Origin of the sequence: Microbacterium sp., from assembly GCF_041641055.1 — a bacterium.
Classification (GTDB): Bacteria; Actinomycetota; Actinomycetes; order Actinomycetales; family Microbacteriaceae; genus Microbacterium.
The window spans coordinates 1-15,108 of record NZ_JBEPZB010000048.1; the positions used below are offsets into that span (position 1 = coordinate 1).

Annotated in this window: 15 protein-coding genes; 8 read left to right on the top strand and 7 right to left on the bottom strand. The window is 68.0% G+C overall.

From position 1 onward, the window contains the following. On the bottom strand, positions 1-394 hold a 394-nt coding region (locus ACESK8_RS17250), incomplete at its 3' end, for an Hsp20/alpha crystallin family protein (protein ID WP_372969733.1). 121 nt (positions 395-515) lie between these two features. Here ACESK8_RS17250 and ACESK8_RS17255 point away from each other — a divergent pair. Both ACESK8_RS17255 and ACESK8_RS17260 read left to right on the top strand, forming a co-directional pair. Further along, a complete protein-coding gene (locus ACESK8_RS17255; protein WP_060927998.1) occupies positions 516-800 on the top strand; it encodes a MerR family transcriptional regulator in 285 nt (94 codons plus the stop codon). A gap of 51 nt (positions 801-851) precedes the next feature. Beyond that, positions 852-2,582: a cation:proton antiporter gene (locus ACESK8_RS17260; RefSeq protein WP_372969734.1), complete on the top strand. Its 1,731-nt coding sequence runs from the start codon at positions 852-854 to the stop codon at positions 2,580-2,582. Between the two features lie 103 nt (positions 2,583-2,685). Here ACESK8_RS17260 and ACESK8_RS17265 read toward each other — a convergent pair whose 3' ends face one another. From ACESK8_RS17265 to ACESK8_RS17285, 5 genes are all read right to left on the bottom strand, one after another. Further along, positions 2,686-4,113, bottom strand: a complete 1,428-nt coding sequence (locus ACESK8_RS17265; protein WP_372969735.1) for a dicarboxylate/amino acid:cation symporter — start codon at positions 4,111-4,113, stop codon at positions 2,686-2,688. A gap of 140 nt (positions 4,114-4,253) precedes the next feature. Beyond that, entirely contained in the window at positions 4,254-4,607 is a 354-nt protein-coding gene (locus tag ACESK8_RS17270) for a hypothetical protein (RefSeq protein ID WP_372969736.1), read from the bottom strand. Positions 4,608-4,715: 108 nt separating this feature from the next. Continuing rightward, entirely contained in the window at positions 4,716-4,946 is a 231-nt protein-coding gene (locus ACESK8_RS17275; RefSeq protein ID WP_060927994.1) for a helix-turn-helix transcriptional regulator, read from the bottom strand. Then, positions 4,943-5,722 (bottom strand): hypothetical protein, encoded by a 780-nt coding sequence (locus ACESK8_RS17280; RefSeq protein ID WP_372969737.1) that lies wholly within the window; start codon positions 5,720-5,722, stop codon positions 4,943-4,945. The genes ACESK8_RS17275 and ACESK8_RS17280 overlap by 4 nt, the downstream gene beginning before the upstream one ends. Next, positions 5,722-6,342, bottom strand: coding sequence for a hypothetical protein (locus tag ACESK8_RS17285; RefSeq protein WP_372969738.1), 621 nt, complete (start codon positions 6,340-6,342; stop codon positions 5,722-5,724). The genes ACESK8_RS17280 and ACESK8_RS17285 overlap by 1 nt, the downstream gene beginning before the upstream one ends. 214 nt (positions 6,343-6,556) lie before the next feature. Between ACESK8_RS17285 and ACESK8_RS17290 the strand changes: the two genes are divergently transcribed. The 4 genes from ACESK8_RS17290 (at position 6,557) to ACESK8_RS17305 (ending at position 11,324) form a co-directional block, all read left to right on the top strand. Next, complete coding sequence (locus ACESK8_RS17290) at positions 6,557-9,082, top strand: ATP-dependent Clp protease ATP-binding subunit (RefSeq protein ID WP_060927992.1); 2,526 nt, start codon at positions 6,557-6,559, stop codon at positions 9,080-9,082. Between the two features lie 348 nt (positions 9,083-9,430). Next, positions 9,431-9,934 carry an amino-acid N-acetyltransferase gene (locus tag ACESK8_RS17295; RefSeq protein WP_372969739.1) on the top strand — a complete coding sequence of 168 codons (504 nt, stop codon included), beginning with the start codon at positions 9,431-9,433 and terminating at the stop codon, positions 9,932-9,934. Positions 9,935-9,943: 9 nt separating this feature from the next. Then, a complete protein-coding gene (locus ACESK8_RS17300) occupies positions 9,944-10,600 on the top strand; it encodes a hypothetical protein (protein ID WP_372969740.1) in 657 nt (218 codons plus the stop codon). Between the two features lie 313 nt (positions 10,601-10,913). Beyond that, positions 10,914-11,324: a hypothetical protein gene (locus tag ACESK8_RS17305; RefSeq protein ID WP_060927989.1), complete on the top strand. Its 411-nt coding sequence runs from the start codon at positions 10,914-10,916 to the stop codon at positions 11,322-11,324. Positions 11,325-11,966: 642 nt separating this feature from the next. On the opposite strand, the gene radA is transcribed toward ACESK8_RS17305, so the two are convergent. Next, positions 11,967-13,334, bottom strand: a complete 1,368-nt coding sequence (radA, locus tag ACESK8_RS17310) for a DNA repair protein RadA (protein ID WP_372969741.1) — start codon at positions 13,332-13,334, stop codon at positions 11,967-11,969. 100 nt (positions 13,335-13,434) lie between these two features. Between radA and ACESK8_RS17315 the strand changes: the two genes are divergently transcribed. Continuing rightward, positions 13,435-14,079 carry a helix-turn-helix transcriptional regulator gene (locus tag ACESK8_RS17315; RefSeq protein ID WP_372969742.1) on the top strand — a complete coding sequence of 215 codons (645 nt, stop codon included), beginning with the start codon at positions 13,435-13,437 and terminating at the stop codon, positions 14,077-14,079. 108 nt (positions 14,080-14,187) lie between these two features. Beyond that, a partial coding sequence (locus ACESK8_RS17320; RefSeq protein WP_372969743.1) for a cytochrome ubiquinol oxidase subunit I occupies positions 14,188-15,108 on the top strand: 921 nt, incomplete at its 3' end.

A 15,108-nucleotide genomic window follows, 5' to 3' on the forward strand; every position in this document is an offset into this window, starting at 1 on the left:
TCGACTCGACCTCGATCTTGCGGGGCTTCGCGCGCTCGCTGACCGGGATGATCACCGAGAGCACGCCGCTCTCGTACGAGGCGCTGATCGCGTCGAGGTCGACGCCGTCGCCGAGCGAGAACTGGCGCAGGAACGAGCCGGCGCCGCGTTCGCGAGCGAGCCAGCGCACGCCCTCGCGACTGTCGGCGGTGCGCTGGGCGCGGATCGTGAGCTGTCCGCCGTCGAGGTCGACGTCGATGGACCCCGGATCGATGCCGGGGAGGTCGGCGTGCAGGACGTACTTGTCGCCGTCGCGGAAGAGGTCCACCGGCATGAGACGCGGTGCGCGGACGGAGTCCAGCACGCTCGCGGCGAAGCGGTCGAGCTGACTGAACGGATCGAATGACATGGCCATGAGTGTCTCCTTTCGTGTGGCCCCGTAGGGCGGTAGGGTGCAGATTATCTGCGACCGTTGCTATAGATTTGTTATAGATCAAGTCCAGATAGAATGCAAGTGCGCCGAGAAGGAGGTGTCGATGTCCGAACGCGATCCGAGCATGCCGGTGTACGGCATCGCCGTCGCCGCACAGCTGAGCGGTGTGCCCGAGGCCAGCCTGCGCCTCTTCGAGGCGAAAGGCCTCGTGACCCCCGCCCGCAGCGACGGCGGCACACGCCGCTACAGCGACGACGACCTCGAGCGCATCCGCCGCGTGACAGGCCTGCGCGTCGAGGGCATCAACATCGTCGGCATCCGCCGCGTCCTCGACCTGGAGGACGAGAACGCAGGCCTCCGCGACGAGCTCGCTGACGGACGGTCCTAGTCCCCGAGGCGCTGCGCATCGGCCACGGACCGCGCGCAGTACTTTAGGGGCATGGATGCCGAGATCTTCTACGTGCTCGTCGGTGCTGTCGTCGTGGCGGCGATCGCCCGCTGGCGTGGCTGGCCGGCCCCGCTGCTCGTCACGGTGGTCGCGCTCGCGGCATCCTTCCTGCCTTTCGTCCCCGACGTGGAGATCGACGGCCACCTGCTGCTGAACCTCGTGCTGCCGCCACTGCTGTACTCGGCGGCGCTGGACGTGTCGTTCGTCGGGTTCAAGCGCAGCCTGCCGCAGATCCGCCGCCTCGGCATCACGCTCGTGCTGCTCACCGCGCTCGCCGTGGGGCTCGTCGCATGGTGGATCCTGCCCTCGCTCACCCTGCCCGGCGCACTGCTGCTCGGAGCCATCGTCGCCCCGCCCGACGCCGTGTCGGCCGCCGCGATCGGCCGCAAGCTCGGGCTGCCCCGACGCATCATGACGGTGCTGTCAGGGGAGAGCCTGATCAACGACGCGACCTCGCTCACGCTCTACCGCGTCTTCGCCGCCATCATCGCCGGGGCAACCGTGGGCATCCTCAACGGCATCGGCCAGTTCCTCCTCGCCGTCGGCGTGGGCGTCGCGGTCGGACTCGTGTTCGGCATCGTGCTGCACCAGCTGCGCATGCGCATCAGCGATCCTGTCGTGATCGGCACCTTCGGGCTGCTCGCCCCGTTCGGCGCGTACGCGATCGCCGAGCACCTGCTCGGATCGGGCGTGCTCGCGGTCGTGGCGATGGGCCTCTACGTCGGGTACAACTCGCCGCGCACCGACTACACGACCCGCCAGCAGGAGAAGCCGCTGTGGCTCTCGGCCGACCTGCTGCTCGAGAGCTTCGTCTTCGCGTACATCGGCCTGCAGCTCCCGCGTGTGCTCAGCGACCTCGGAGGCGAGGAGGTGGGGCGCATCCTGCTGCTGTCGGCTGCCGTGCTGGCGGTCGTCCTCGTCGTGCGCCCGCTGTACGTCTATCCCGCCAATCTCTGGGCCAACTTCCAGGACCGCAGGCGGCTCGAACGGTGGGATCGCACCGTCGAATCGGGTGCCTTCGACGAGCGGCGGCGCGACTCGAAGCGCTGGAAGCAGTACAGCGCCGAGGAGCTGAGGTCGAAGATCGTGCGAGATCGGATGGCCGGTCTGCAGCTCACCTGGAAGGACAACGCCGTCATCTCCTGGGCGGGGATGCGCGGTGTCGTGACGCTGGCGACCGCGCTCGCCGCGGCCGACCTCGCAGCCCTCGACACGGAGCCCTCGCACGCGATCGTCGTCGTCGCGTTCGTCGTGACCGTCGGGACCCTGCTGCTGCAGGGGCTCACCCTTCCGCTGCTCATCCGCGGACTCGGCATCGCGAGCGATGTCGACGAGGAGGAGGACGAGCGGGCCGTCGCCGAGGTCAAGGGCAAGAGCCGCGAGGCGGGCAAGGCGTTCCTCGCCGAGAAGCGCGTCGAGTGGGAGGCCAAGTACGGCGAGGTCGACCTCAGCGTCTTCGACGCGTTCACAAAGCGCATGACCAGGGTCGAGAGAGACACGGACGAGGCGCAGCAGGTCGAGGATGCCGCAGCCCGGCCGTCCTACGACGACCTGGTCGCGCTGTCTCGGGGGTGGTTGCAGGTGCGCCGCGACATCCTGCTCGCAGAACGAGACGCCGGCAACCTCGACGAGGAGGTCATGCGCGAGCTGATGACGGCGATGGATGCCGAGGAGCTGGCGCTCGACACTCGCGGAGCCACCCGGCAGCCGGGCCGCGCGTGACGGCGACGAGCCGCGCGTGACGGCGACGAGCCGCGCGTAGCGCAGCGACGACGAACGCCTCGCCCCGGGAGAGGGGCGAGGCGTTCGGTGCACGCGGAGCGGATCAGCGGACGCCGGCGCGCTCGCTCTCAGATGCCGCGGCATCGGTCTCGGGTGCGTCGTCGTCTCCCGAGTCGTCGGCGAAGGGGAGTCCCTCGCGGGGCGCGTTGTAGAGGCCCTCGTCGAGGATGCCCTCGCGCTTGGCGACGATGGTCGGCACGAGCGCCTGCCCTGCGACGTTGACCGCGGTGCGTCCCATGTCGAGGATCGGGTCGATCGCGAGCAGGAGTCCGACGCCCTCGAGCGGCAGTCCCAGGGTCGACAGAGTCAGCGTCAGCATGACGGTCGCTCCCGTAGTGCCGGCGGTGGCGGCCGACCCGACGACCGAGACGACGACGATCAGCAGGTACTGCACGAGGTTCAGCTCGATGCCGAAGAACTGGGCGACGAAGATGGCTGCGATGGCCGGGTAGATGGCGGCGCAGCCGTCCATCTTCGTGGTCGCGCCGAACGGCACGGCGAACGAGGCGTACGAGCGTGTCACGCCGAGGTTGCGCTCGGTCACCCGCTCGGTGAGGGGCAGCGTGCCGATCGAGGAGCGGCTGACGAATGCGAGCTGCACGGCCGGCCAGACGCCCGAGAAGTACTGCCTGATCGAGAGTCCGTGCGTCTTGACCAGGACCGGGTAGACGACGAACAGCACCAGTGCGAGCCCGATGTAGACGGCGAGTGCGAACCACCCGAGCGAGGCGAGCTTCTCCCAGCCGTACTCGACGACCGCGGCGCCGATGAGGCCGAACGTGCCGAGCGGGGCGATGCGGATGATCCACCACAGCACCCGCTGGATGACCTTGAGCAGCGACTCGGTGAAGGCGAGGAACGGCTCCGCCTTCTTGCCCGCCTTGAGCGCGGCGATGCCGACCGCGACCGCGATCACGATGACCTGCAGGATGTTGAAGTTGACGCTCGAGGTGAACGTGCCGTCGGTCGCTCCCGGGTTCGTGCTGACGCTGAGGCCCAGGAAGTTCTGCGGGATCAGCCCCAGCAGGAAGTTCCACCACGTGCCGACCGTGTACGGCTCGCCGGGCTCGAGGCCTTCGCCGGCGCGGTTGCCCGGCTGCAGCACGAGGCCGAGGGTGATGCCGATGACCACCGCGATGAAGGCGGTGATCGCGAACCACAGCAGCGTCTGACCGGCGAGGCGGGCGGCGTTCTGCACGCGACGCAGGTTCGAGATGCTCGCGACGATGGCCGTGAAGATCAGCGGCACGACCGCGGCACGCAGCAGCGTCACGTACGAGCTGCCGATCGTGTCGAGAGTGGCTGAGAGGCCGTTCGGGCTGTCGCCCGTGGCGCCGAGCTGGCGCGCGACGAGGCCGGCGGCGATGCCGAGGACGAGGGCCGCGAGGATCTGGAAGCCGAACGAGGTCAGCAGCTTCCGGACGGGACCGCGGGTGTCTGGCGCCTTCGTGGCGCGGACGGTGGTGCTCATTGGATCGGGGACTCCAGGATCGGTGCGCGCCCTGTGCGCGCTATCCGTCCACGCTAGGAGTGGCGCGGGAGTCCGGAGGCGGAGATGACGAAGGATGACGGATGCCGCAGCATCCGTCATCCTTCGAGGGGAGCGTCAGATCACTCGGCGGTGGCGCAGTCGGCCGCGGCGTCGGTGATGGTCTTCTGGACCAGGGCGCCCTCGTCCTCGTCGGTCTGGGCGCTCGAGTCCCCCTTGGCGATCGCATCGAGCGACTCGTTCGACACCTTCGAGTCGACCAGCGCCTCGGAGAGGCAGAGGATCACGGGCTCGGTGAGGGCGTCGCCCATGCCCTGATCTTCGAGGACCTTCTGGAGGCCGTCGGAGACCTCTTCGGCGGAGGGGCGGTCGACAGCGGCGCCACCGCAGGCGGCGAGCGAGAAGGCGAGTGCCGCGATGGGCAGCGCCATGAGGAGGCGGGCAGGGGTGCGCAGGTTCCGGTCGTTGAGCTTCATGTCCTCGACGCTAGCGGCTCACAGTGAATTCATAGCGCACCGGGCATGGGCAGAAATCCCCACGACCCCTCTGCCCGGCATCCGAAGACGGCCGGAAGCGCCTCCGGGCTAGGCGAGCACCAGCAGATCCCCGACCTCGCAGTCGAGGGCGTCGCAGATCGCGCGCAGCGTCGAGTACCGGATCGCCCGTGCCCGATCGTTCTTGAGCACCGACAGGTTCACGATGCTCACCCCGACGCGGGAGCTCAGTTCGGTCAGCGTCATTCCGCGCTCGGCGAGCAGCTCGTCGAGTCGGCAGTGGATGCCGGTGAACTCGTCGTCGTTCTCGGCCGGGCTCATACGAGGCCTCGCGTCTCATCCTCGAGCGCCGCGTTCGTGCGCTGAAGCGCATCGCGTTCGTGCTGCAGGCGCAGTCCCTGGCGGAAGACTCCGGCGAGGGCAGCCAGCATGAGAGCGCCGATGAAGGGGAGCGGCGTCACCGTCAGCTGGAAATACGGCGGATACCATTCGCTGTCGGGCGGGAAGACCTCGCGCAGCCCGGCGGTCGCCGCGATGCTGCTGAGCAGTTCGGAGGCGATGCCGAAGACGAGCACGGCGATGGCCCCGCCGACGAGCGCGCGGGTGATCGTGCGCGAGAACGCGCGACCGCGCAGGGTGTTGAAGCAGATCACGGCCAGGATGATCGCCGGGATCGTCGCGAGGATGCCGGTGCTCAGCTGTGCCGCACCGGCGAGGGCGCGGAGCCCGAAGGAGGCGTGCGCGACCGAGAAGTCGGTGAGCTCCGTGCTGCCGCAGGTGAGGATCGCGCCGTTCGTCGTGCTCAGATCCGGTTCGAGGCAGGGGAGCGAGGCCGGCCAGTCCAGCCAGACCAGAGTGCGACCGGAGAGCTCGGCCCAGTCGACCTGGAAGACCTTCACGATGATGAAGATGCCACCGATCGCATTGAGGATGATCCACATCCCGCTGATCGTCAGAGCGGCATCCAGCGCGACGGTCTTGCTGCCGCGGCGGCGTCCGATCCAGACGACCAGCCCGATCACGACCGCGACGACGGCGAGTGAGATGCCGATGAGGCGCAGGGAGTCCCAGACCGAGTCCGAGCCGAAGGTGATCATCAGACGAGGCCTTCCGTGTCGCGCTGCAGGCGGTCGCCGATGGAGAAGACCGTGGCGATGAGCGCGATCACGAACGCGGCGAGGATGAAGGTGAAGGGCTCGACGCTGATGACGGCGTTGTCGATCGCGTTGTCGGTGACGACGCTGACCGTCGCGTTCGCGAGCATGTTGTCGAAGAACCGGACGGCCGCGAAGCCCAGCAGGCCCGTGATGCCGGCGGTCGCGACGAGCGCCGTGCTGCGGCGGCCGAAGACGCGGCCCTGCACCGTGGCGCGGGCGAGCAGGATGAGGCATCCGATCACGACGATGACCGTGACGATCTGCAGCACCTGCCCGATGATGCCGGGCACGGCGCCGATCGCGGGGAGTTCCGGAGCGACGATCGTCGCGCTGTCGAGGGCGGCCGGAAGGGTGCCGCCGGTGCGGAGCGGAATGTCGACAGTGTTCACGGGACCCGCGAACTCGACCAGCACCGGCACGTCGACGCCGCGGGCGAGCTCGATGATCCGGATGACGGAGAACACCGTGATGTAGGCGGCGATGAGGGCTCCCGAGATGCAGAAGCCGATCATCGATCCGATGTCCCCGCGGGACAGCGTGCGGTTCTTCGTCGAGGTCATCATCCACTCCTTATCGATCTTCGTTATTACCGATAATCGTTAACATATCGACTGTCGATATGCGCGTCAACCCCCGCCTGCCGAGCACTCCCGTCGCCGACGGTCACGGCGCTATGCCGACGGCGAACACGGGCATACAGCATCCGCACGGTGGTTACTCTCGATGTACAAGCGCTTCACGCGTCTTCGCCCCGTGCGAATAAGGAGTCACAGCATGTTCGAGAGATTCACGGACCGAGCCCGTCGAGTGGTCGTCCTCGCCCAAGAAGAGGCGAAGATGCTCAACCACAACTACATCGGCACCGAGCACATCCTGCTCGGCCTCATCCACGAGGGTGAGGGTGTCGCAGCCAAGGCGCTCGAAAGCCTCGGCATCTCGCTTGACGCCGTCCGCGAGCAGGTACAGGACATCATCGGCCAGGGTCAGCAGCAGCCGACCGGCCACATCCCGTTCACGCCGCGCGCCAAGAAGGTCCTCGAGCTGAGCCTCCGCGAGGCTCTCCAGCTCGGCCACAACTACATCGGCACCGAGCACATCCTGCTCGGGCTCATCCGCGAGGGCGAGGGCGTCGCCGCCCAGGTCCTCGTGAAGCTGGGCGCCGACCTCAACAAGGTGCGTCAGCAGGTCATCCAGCTGCTGTCCGGTGCACCTGGGCGCGAGCCGGCAGCTGTCGGCGCGCAGTCCAACGACACCCCGAGCGCCCAGGGCGGCTCGCAGGTGCTCGACCAGTTCGGTCGCAACCTCACCCAGGCCGCGCGAGACAACAAGCTCGACCCGGTGATCGGTCGCGAGAAGGAGATCGAGCGGGTCATGCAGATCCTGTCTCGTCGCTCCAAGAACAACCCCGTCCTGATCGGTGAGCCCGGCGTCGGCAAGACCGCCGTCGTCGAGGGCCTCGCTCAGGCCATCGTCAAGGGCGATGTCCCCGAGACGCTGAAGGACAAGCAGCTCTACTCGCTCGACCTCGGCTCGCTCATCGCCGGTTCCCGCTACCGCGGTGACTTCGAGGAGCGCCTGAAGAAGGTCACCAAGGAGATCCGCACCCGCGGCGACATCATCGTCTTCATCGACGAGATCCACACCCTCGTGGGTGCCGGTGCTGCCGAGGGAGCGATCGACGCGGCCAGCATCCTCAAGCCGCTCCTCGCCCGTGGCGAGCTCCAGACCATCGGCGCCACCACGCTCGACGAGTACCGCAAGCACTTCGAGAAGGATGCTGCGCTCGAGCGCCGCTTCCAGCCGATCCAGGTGAACGAGCCGAGCCTGCCGCACGCGATCAACATCCTCAAGGGGCTGCGCGACCGCTACGAGGCTCACCACAAGGTGCAGATCACCGACGGCGCGATCGTCGCGGCGGCCAACCTCGCCGACCGCTACGTCTCGGATCGCTTCCTGCCCGACAAGGCCATCGACCTGATCGACGAGGCCGGCGCACGCCTGCGCCTCAGCATCCTGTCGTCGCCGCCCGAGCTGCGGGAGTTCGACGAGAAGATCGCCGCCGTCCGCGAGCAGAAGGAGCAGGCGTCGGAGGACCAGGACTTCGAAAAGGCCGCATCGCTGCGCGACGAGGAGAAGAGTCTTCTCGCCGAGCGCCTGCGCCTCGAGAAGCAGTGGCGTTCGGGTGACGTCGCGACCGCCGCGGTCGTCGACGAGGGTCTGATCGCCGAGGTGCTCGCACAGGCCACCGGCATCCCGGTCTTCAAGCTGACGGAGGAGGAGTCCTCGCGACTCGTCTTCATGGAGAAGGCGCTGCACCAGCGCGTCATCGGTCAGGAGGAGGCCATCGCGGCCCTCTCCAAGACGATCCGTCGTCAGCGTGCCGGTCTCAAGGATCCGAAGCGTCCCTCTGGCTCGTTCATCTTCGCCGGGCCCACGGGCGTCGGAAAGACCGAGCTCGCCAAGGCGCTCGCCGAGTTCCTGTTCGACGACGAGGCCGCGCTGATCTCGCTCGACATGAGCGAGTTCGGTGAGAAGCACACCGTCTCGCGTCTGTTCGGTGCCCCTCCCGGGTTCGTCGGATTCGAAGAGGGTGGCCAGCTCACCGAGAAGGTGCGCCGCAAGCCGTTCAGCGTGGTGCTGTTCGACGAGATCGAGAAGGCTCACCCGGACATCTTCAACTCGCTCCTGCAGATCCTCGAAGAGGGTCGCCTGACCGACGGTCAGGGCCGCGTGATCGACTTCAAGAACACCGTCATCATCATGACCACCAACCTCGGTGCTCGTGACATCGCCGGTGGTCCGGTCGGCTTCCAGATCGAGGGCGTCAACGCCACGACCTACGAGCGGATGAAGGGCAAGGTCAACGAAGAGCTCAAGCGCAACTTCAAGCCCGAGTTCCTCAACCGTGTCGACGACATCATCGTGTTCCCGCAGCTGTCGAAGCCGGAGCTGGTGCAGATCGTGGATCTGTTCACGAAGCGCCTCGGCGAGCGTCTGCTCGACCGGGACATGACGATCGAGCTGTCGCAGGCCGCCAAGGAGCGTCTCATCGAGATCGGGTTCGACCCGGCGCTCGGTGCCCGCCCGCTGCGTCGCGCGATGCAGCACGAGGTCGAGGACCGCCTGTCGGAGAAGATCCTGCACGGCGAGCTGAACCCCGGCGACCACGTGAAGGTCGACGCGAAGGACGGCGAGTTCCTCTTCGAGCACGGCCCGCGTGGCGAGAAGGTCGCGGTCGGTGTCGCCACCGGCGGAGCGATCTCCGGAACCCCCGACCTGGCGGTCGCCAGCGGGGAGTGATCTGACACGAGGGGCGGATGCTGCGGCATCCGCCCTTTCTGTGTGTCTGGGTGCCCTCACCCCTCCCGCCCCGGCCCTCCCTCCCCGGCCGCCCTCCCTCCCTCCCTCTGCCCCTTCCCTCCCCTCCTCCCTCCCTCCGTCCCTCTCCGTCCCTCTGCCCCTTCCCCGGGCACAGCTTCGGAGTGCGGGGGTGACACGCCGGGTTCGGCGCGACGGATGCGGCGTGTGGGTCCGGGTGGTCCGAAGCTGTGTCCGCGCATCCGGTGTCCGCGCACTCGGTGATCGGACTCGAGGGCCTCACGGGCCGACTCAGCATCTCGGGAGGTGGTGGGTTCTAGGCTGGATGCTGTGAGCGACTACATCGTCCGGCCGGCGCGCAGCGCCGACATCGTCGGCATCCGGAGCCTTCTGCAGCCGATGGTCGAGCAGCGCATCCTCCTCGGCAAGGATCTCGCCGTTCTCTACGGCGCCGTGCAGGAGTTCGTCGTGGCCGAGGCGGACGGTGAGCTGATCGGATGCGGCGCACTGCACGTCTTCTGGGAGGACCTCGGCGAGGTGCGCACCCTGATGGTGCGGGACGACTGGCTGCACCACGGCGTCGGCGGCGCGATCGTGGGCCGTCTGGAGGATCAGGCGCGAGAACTCGGTCTGAGCCGACTCTTCTGCCTGACATTCGAGGTGGAGTTCTTCGGACGCCGCGGCTACACGACGATCGGCGAACAGGTCGTCGATCCCGATGTGTACTCGCAGCTGCTGCGCAGCGGTGACGCGGGTGTCGAGGAGTTCCTCGACCTCGCGCACGTCAAGCCGAACACGCTCGGCAACACCAGGATGCTGAAAAGCCTCAACTAACCTGGAGTCATGCCTCGCCACTCCGCCGCCGTCTATCGCCGTCGGAGGCTGGTGCTGCTGGTCGCGCTCATCCTGTTCCTCGCGGTGATCGGCATCTCCGTGTGGCTTCTCGTCGCCCGCCCCTGGGCGAGTGCGGCGGAGCCGACCCCTTCCCCGACCGTCTCCGAGTCCGGCACCCCGGAGCCTTCGTCGACACCGGATCCGACAGCGGGGGAGTCGCCCTCGCCCGAGCCGACAGGGGAGGAGACCCCCGGCATCGTGGCCTGCGAGGCCCGTGACGTGGAGGTCTCCGCGGTCACCGACGCTGATTCGTACCAGTCCGGGGTGCTTCCGAAGCTGTCGATCTCGCTGACCAACCGGGGCGCGGCCGACTGCGCGATCGACGTCGGGTCGACGACCCAGGTGTTCACGGTGTCGAGCGGCTCGGACGTGTGGTGGCGCTCGACGGACTGCCAGGAGAACCCGAGCAGCATGATCGCCACCCTCGCCGCGGGCGCGACCGTGACGAGCAAGGTGCCGGTGGTGTGGGACCGCACGCGGTCGAGTGTCGAGACGTGTGAGCAGGAGAATCGTCCCCGCGCTCCCGGCGGAGGCTCGTCGTATCACGTCTCGGTTGAGATCGGCGGCTTCAAGGGCGCGACCACCAAGCAGATCCTGCTCTACTGACCGAGAACACCGCCGCAGGGCCGACCTGCGAACAGGATGCCCTGGCCAAAGGTCTTGAATACAGACCTGCACTCAGTTTCGGGCTGACATGACAGGTTCTTTGGGATACCATTGGGGTGACCCTCGCAGACTTGCGGCGCATGCCATCCCCAGTGGCGTCGAGCACAGCGTCCCCAGCGCTTCGACATTGCCGCCCGAGGGTCTGAGGGCCCTCTCGAGTACCCCAGTCCCCAATGGAGGACTCGAGAGGGCCCCAATCTTCTCCCGGTCCGCTTCGGCCTCTGAGTTCCGCGCGGCTGAATATGCTGGAGTCATGGCATCGAAGAAGGCGAAGTCCGCGAAGAGCAAGCCCGCGCCTGAGGACTTCCGGTCGGATGCGCTCGCCCACGCGCTCGAGAAGCAGGACATCGCCGCTGTGGCACTGGCGCTTCGCCATGGCACCACGGTCGTCCCTCTCGTGAAGCCCGGAGCCCGGGACAACCCGCTCGACAGCGGCGAGGTCTGGACCTACCGCGACCCGAAGACCGGCGATCTCGCACTGCTGCTCTTCAGCGACGCGAAGAACAAGCCCGCGAACCTGCCGCCCGGCGTGGGCATCTACACGGCGGACTGGCTGCGGAAGTTCCTCGCCGCGCATCCGATCACCACGGTGTTCCTCGACATCGCGGGACCGCATCCGATGCAGGCGTCGCCCGATGAGATCCTCAAGGCGCTCGACGCCTGAGGTCCTGGGGGCGGTGTCTCCGCCCGGTGCCTCCGCCGCCGGCGCAGGTCCCACGGCCCGTGCCGGGTCACTTTCGCATCTGATGATCTGTGCGGGGTCACTTTCGCATTGGATGATCTGTGCGGGGTCACTTTCGCGTCCCGATCGCCCGTTTCCGGTGCGGAAGTGGCCCCGCTTGTGGTGCGGTGCGGAAGTGGCCCCGCTTGACGGTGCGGGGAGAGTGTGCGCTCGGTGGGGTTGAAGCGCACACCGGATGCGAGCGTTCGAGCGCGTTCTCGACCCCGATCGGGTTTCGGAGAGGATGCGGAATCGCTGCGTGGCCGATGCGGGGTCAGTTTCGCATCCGAATTGCCCGTTTCGGGTGCGGAAGTGGCCCCGCATGACGGTGCGGTGCGGAACTGGCCCCGCGTCGGGTGCGGAAGTGGCCCCGCATGACGGTGCGGTGCGGAAGTGGCCCCGCATGACGGTGCGGAAGTGGCCCCGCTTGACGGTGCGGTGCGGAAGTGGCCCCGGTTGTGGTGCGGTGCGAAAGTGGCCCCGCTTGACGGTGCGGTGCGGAAGTGGCCCCGGTTGTGGTGCGGTGCGAAAGTGGCCCCGCATGACGGTGTTCGACCCGGCTGAGTGCGGACCCCGCGACGCGACTCAGAACGGCGGGATGTCGGCTTCGTTGCGTCGCGTGGTGTTGCGCGCGCGGACGTCGTTCAACGCCGCCCGGAGGGTCTTCGACCGGTCGTCGACGACCTGGTCGTAGCCGAGCCGCGAGGCCTCGGACCGCCGCTGAGCGGATTGGGTGACCGGGCGGATCTCTCCCGCCAGACTGAGCTCGCCGACGGCCGCGACCGTGCGGGGCACCGAGATCTGCTGGATGGAGCCGGCGACGGCGATGGCGATCGCGAGGTCGGCGGCCGGCTCGGTGAAGCGCACCCCTCCGACGGTCGAGACGTAGACATCGAGGGTGCTCGTCTTGATCCCGGCCCGTCGCTCGAGGATCGCCAGCACCATGGCCACGCGCGACGAGTCGAGCCCGTGCACGACGCGACGGGGGTTCGGAGCGGTGGTGTTGATCGTGAGCGCCTGCACCTCGACGGGCAGGGCGCGCCGCCCCTCGAGCGAGATGGCGACGCAGGTGCCGGGCTCGGTGTCGCCCTGTGACAGGAACAGTCCGGACGGATCGGGGACCTCGGCGATCCCGCCGCCGGTCATCTCGAAGCATCCGACCTCGTCCGTCGGGCCGAATCGGTTCTTCAGCGCCCGGATGAAGCGCAGTGACGTCTGCCGGTCGCCCTCGAAGTGGCACACCACGTCGACCAGGTGCTCGAGCACGCGGGGACCGGCGACCGTGCCGTCCTTCGTGACGTGTCCGACGATGATGATCGGCAGACTGCGGTCTTTCGCGACGCGGATCAGGGTCGCTGCGACTTCGCGCACCTGGCTCGGCTGCCCGGCGGCACCGTCGATGAGCGACGACGAGACCGTCTGCACGGAGTCGACGATCACGAGCTGCGGTGCCACCTCGTCGATATGGCCCAGGATCGTGGCGAGGTCGGTCTCGCTGGCGAGATACAGCTCGTCGTGGAGTGCACCGGTGCGCTCGGCGCGGAGCCGCACCTGCGCGGGTGACTCCTCGGCGCTGGCGTACAGGACCCGGCGCCCCGAGCGGGCGGCCTGGGCTGCGACCTCGAGCAGCAGCGTCGACTTGCCGACGCCGGGCTCACCGCTGAGCAGGATCGCCGCTCCGGGCACGATGCCCCCGCCGAGGACCCGGTCGAACTCTCCGACACCGCTGGTGCGCCGCGGAGCGTCTTCGGTGGTGATCTGCGTGATCGGGCGGGCGGCCTTCGCCGCGGTCGGTGCGAGCGGGGTGATGCGGCTCAGGATGCCGGTCTGCACACCCTGCTCCTGCACGGTGCCCCACTGCTGGCACTCGGCGCAGCGGCCCACCCACTTCGCGGTGGTCCATCCGCATTCGGTGCACACGTACGCGGGAGGAGCGGGTTTGCGGGTGGCCATGCAGCCAGGCTATCGCCGGGATCAGACATCCCTATCACCCCGGGCATTATTCACGGCCCCACGACCCCATGGCGCGAGAGGGCGGCGGGATACTGGATTCATGGCCAACGGCGGGCCCGTCTGCGGGCCGATCTCCACGTTCTCACGGGTGCGCATCCTGCACCTCGTGCAGAGCCGTGCGGAGCGCACGATCGGCGAGCTGTGCGAGGCCACCGGCCTGCATCCCAACACGGTCCGCGAGCACCTGCAGCGCCTGATCGAGGGCGGCTACGTCATCCAGGCCAGCGAGCACCGCACCACCCGCGGCCGTCCTCGCACCCTCTACAGCGCCGCCACCGGCACCGCCGATGCCTCCAGCCCCATCGCCCGCGACAAGGCGAAGGCGGCGGCGCAGCGCGGAGACCTGCTGCGCCGCGTCATCCCCACCTCCGCATCCGCCCTCGGTCGCGAGGCGATGTACCAGCTGGATGCCCTGATCGAACACTTGGAGGAGAGCGGCTTCGAGCCCGTCGTCGATGACGAGCAGCTCACTGTCGATCTCAGCCCGTGCCCGCATGCCGCGGGTCGCGCCGAAGACCGTCCGATGCTGTGCTCCGTGCACCTCGGCCTCATGCAGGGGGTGCTCACCGAAGCCGGTGGACCACTCGCTGCCGAGACCGTGCGCACCTCCGCCGTGGCGGCGGACTGCGGTGTGCCTGCGGATTGCGTGGTGCAGCTGCGTCTGGCGGAGATGACCGCCGCCTAGGCGAGCATCTGACTCATTCACGGTCGGCGGCCCTGCAGGGGGCGCCGGACCCGTGGTCGGCGTGGCACCCGGACACTCACGTCCGGGGCGCGGAAGAAGGAGTGGCTCATGGAATGGCTCGACCCGCTGGTCCTGTCGCGATGGCAGTTCGGTCTCACGACCGTCTACCACTACCTCTTCGTGCCGCTGACGATCGGCATGGCGCTCGTCGCGGCGATCTTCCAGACCGCATGGGTACGCACAGGGAAGGTGCAGTACCTCCACCTCACCCGGTTCTTCGGCAAGATCTTCCTGATCAACTTCGCCATGGGCGTCGTGACGGGCATCGTGCAGGAGTTCCAGTTCGGGATGAACTGGTCGGACTACTCGCGCTTCGTCGGCGACGTCTTCGGAGCCCCGCTCGCCTTCGAGGGACTGCTCGCGTTCTTCTTCGAGGCGACGTTCATCGGCCTGTGGATCTTCGGCTGGGACAAGCTCCCGCAGAAGCTGCACCTCGCCACGATCTGGTGCGTCTCGATCGGCAGCATCCTGTCGGCGTACTTCATCATCGCCGCGAACGCGTTCATGCAGAATCCCGTCGGCTACGAGTACAACCCCGTGACGAACCGCGCCGAGCTGGTGGACTTCTGGGCGCTGCTGACGAACCCGGTGGCGCTCGCCGCCTTCCCGCACACGATCTTCGGTGCCCTGATGTTCGCCGCCGGTGTCGTCATATCGGTGTCCGCATGGCACCTGATGCGCGGCCAGCACCTCGACACGATGCGCATCTCGCTCAAGTTCGGACTCTGGGCGATGATCTTCTCGACCGCCGGCGTCGTGCTCACCGGTGACCAGCTGGGCCTCGCGATGTACGCCGCACAGCCCATGAAGATGGCCGCCGCCGAGGCGACCTTCAACACGGTCTGCGGGCCGGATGCCTCCTTCAGCCTCTTCACGCTGGGCACCCCCGACGGCAGCTCCGAGCTGTTCTCGATCCGCGTGCCGTACCTGCTGTCGCTGCTGTCGACCCACACGTTCGACGCGTGCGTG